At 57.0% G+C, this 2,645-nt stretch carries 1 protein-coding gene; it reads right to left on the bottom strand.

Annotated elements, in window-relative coordinates; genetic code table 11:
* Positions 1-551 precede the first annotated feature (551 nt).
* The coding region (locus ATI53_RS22610; RefSeq protein WP_146610009.1) for an Ig-like domain-containing protein at positions 552-2,645 on the bottom strand (2,094 nt) is incomplete at its 5' end.

Genomic DNA, 2,645 nt, shown 5'->3' on the forward strand with positions numbered 1-2,645 from the left:
TCAATGCCCTCGGCACCGCCGAGATCGTCCGCGTGACCTGAACCAGAAGGGGAAAGGGGAAGTCACGCCTCAAGCCGCCTTTCTGCAACAATGCCTCCCGAGGCCGCCGACCGGGCACATGTCGCGCAGCTAATTGCGGCCATTCGTAAGCTGGCGGGCACGTAGCAACATCCCAAAACGTTTGCCGACGCACAGTGTATCGAGGGTCACGCAGCCACTTGAAAACCATGTTGGCATTCATCGCATAGCGCCGAGCCACCTGCGCCACGGAAACACCCAGTGCTGTCGTATGAAAACTGATCGAACGCTTCTCTTCGTCTGTCCATAACCGCTTCGTTCGACGCGCCATCAACCGCAGCAAAAGTGTCCGCTATCCAAAGCGGACACTATCGAACACTCTCTATGCATGGCAGAGCGGTGACGCCGGACGTTTACGAAAGGATTCTACGTTAATTTGGAGGAGCTTCGGTCATGGGCACCACGACCGGCAACTGACTGGCGCTTTTGGCACTGAGACCGAGTTCGTGTCGTCCGCCGAAGGCGATTCGATGTCAGAATTGCATTTCGTAATCTAGGCTCAGCCCGTAGCTTTCGAAACTGCTTGCGCCGATGCCGTCGTAATAGGTCGTCGCAGTAAAGCTCTGGCGTGCGTAAATCTGGTAGTTGATGCCCAACTCGACCCGCGCGCGGCCACCCTCGTAGTCGGGTGTTACGGTCGAGGCAAAGCCGCTGCCATTTGTATGTGACCAGATTCCCGAGAAACCGCTCAAAAGTTCCAGTTCGCCTGTGCTGACCGGCATCATCGTGCTGAAATCCATCCCGATCTCGATCTGGCCGAGTGCGATACCCTGTTCGGGAATGGCATTGCCCAGACTGTCTATATAACTTTGCTGGTCATCGGTGGTGTAGGATGCGTTCAGAAATGGGGACAGGATCGTTGTGCCATAGGAAAGCTCTCCAGCGACTTTCAACTGAGCCAGCATTCGCTTTGTGTCGAAACTGTCTTCATAGGTTCCGAAAGGAGAAATCTTGTTTCTGGTCTCACCATACAGCAAACGACCCTCAAAATATAGCGGTTGGGTCGCGCTCTGGGCTACGAAGTAGGGTCCGACCATCCAGCCGGTCCCACGGACCGATGAAATCCCGGTATCTTCATTCAGGTGATCGAATTGAAGCATGACGCCAACCAGCAGGTTTTCATTTATGGCCCGATGCCCCCCCAGAGCGCCGAATACATACTCACTTCGACTGTCTCCAGACTTTGCCCACGACCCGTTCAGCTGGGCCCAGACCGGATAGTTCGTGCCGGTTGCAAAGTCAAAAATGCCGGCCCCCCGCGTTGCTGCAAAGCTGAAACCTCTCTGAGATGTGCCTGACAGAAACGGTATCAGACCGGGCTGGTTACTGATCAACTGATTGGCGCGGGTCTGCATGTAGGACGCAATGCGTTCTTGTGTCCGTTCTACTGTGACATCGGTTATTCCGACTTGGTTTGAAGCTAGGTTGCCGTTTCCAACTGCGTCGACAGCCACATTGGCAGGGACAGAAACCTGGGCATCCCCGGCACCTGACGCGCGCAATCTGGCCGCATAAGATGCGCCGCCACCACTCAGACCGATTACCGTGGCGTTGGTGGTCCTGATGTCCTCCGCCACGAAGCCTGTAACCCTTTCCGAGAATGTGATCGTTACGGAGAACGCGCTGTCACCCGCAAGGATCTCGGGTGCTCCGGAAATGCTGACAGTTGGGGCGGTTCCGTCAAAAACGGCACTGACCGTGTTCGAGGCTTCGTTGGCGTTGCCCGCGGCGTCGGTAAATGTGCCCGCCGCAACGGAAAGTGTGATTGTGCCATCAGCGTCCGGGGTCAATATCGCGGTATAGTTGCGTCCCGAGCCGGTGAGGGTTGCTGTTGCATTCTCCAGGGTCAGATAGGCGACGCCGAAGTCGGTGCTGTCCTCGGATATGCTGATCGCCGCGGTATAAGTGCCGTTGATTGGTCCGCTGAGCGCGCCGATAGAGATCGTCGGTGGGGTATCGTCGCCAACAAAGTCGGCATGCGTGAGTGCGGAATCATTGCCCGCAAAATCTGCGGCGACAAGGGTGATCATCCCCGATTGCTGCGGCATGTCGGAGGTAATGGCGAACGTTCCGGTGCTGGCATCCGCTGTGACACTCCCGGTGCTGCCATCGGGGAACGTTATGGTCACGGTGCTGCCCGGTTCCGCAGTGCCCGCAAGATCGACGCGACCGTCCGGAGTGGCGGTCAATGTTGCCACGACCGGCGCATTCGGAGGTGTCATATCCGTCACGGTTACCACAAAGGACTGTTGCGTTGCTTTGTTCCCCGCGCTGTCCTGAGCGTCGACAAATACTGTCGTGGTGCCGACAGCAAAGTCATAGGGGCTGGTGATAACGGTCCCGTCGATTGAAAAAACCGGAAGAATAGCCTCACCGGAATTGTCGGTGATCGTTGCGGTCAGCACAACCGAAGCCGTATTTGCGCCCGCATCCGTATCCACTGCAATGTCCGCAATATCCGCAATGACAGGGGGCTCTGTATCGGCGGGCGGGGTGATGGTGATGGTCACGCTGTCGGCCACCGAGGCCGCGCCGTCATCATCACTCACCACCAGCTCAAAGATATG

Source organism: Salipiger aestuarii (assembly GCF_003259905.1).
Classification (GTDB): Bacteria; Pseudomonadota; Alphaproteobacteria; order Rhodobacterales; family Rhodobacteraceae; genus Salipiger; species Salipiger aestuarii.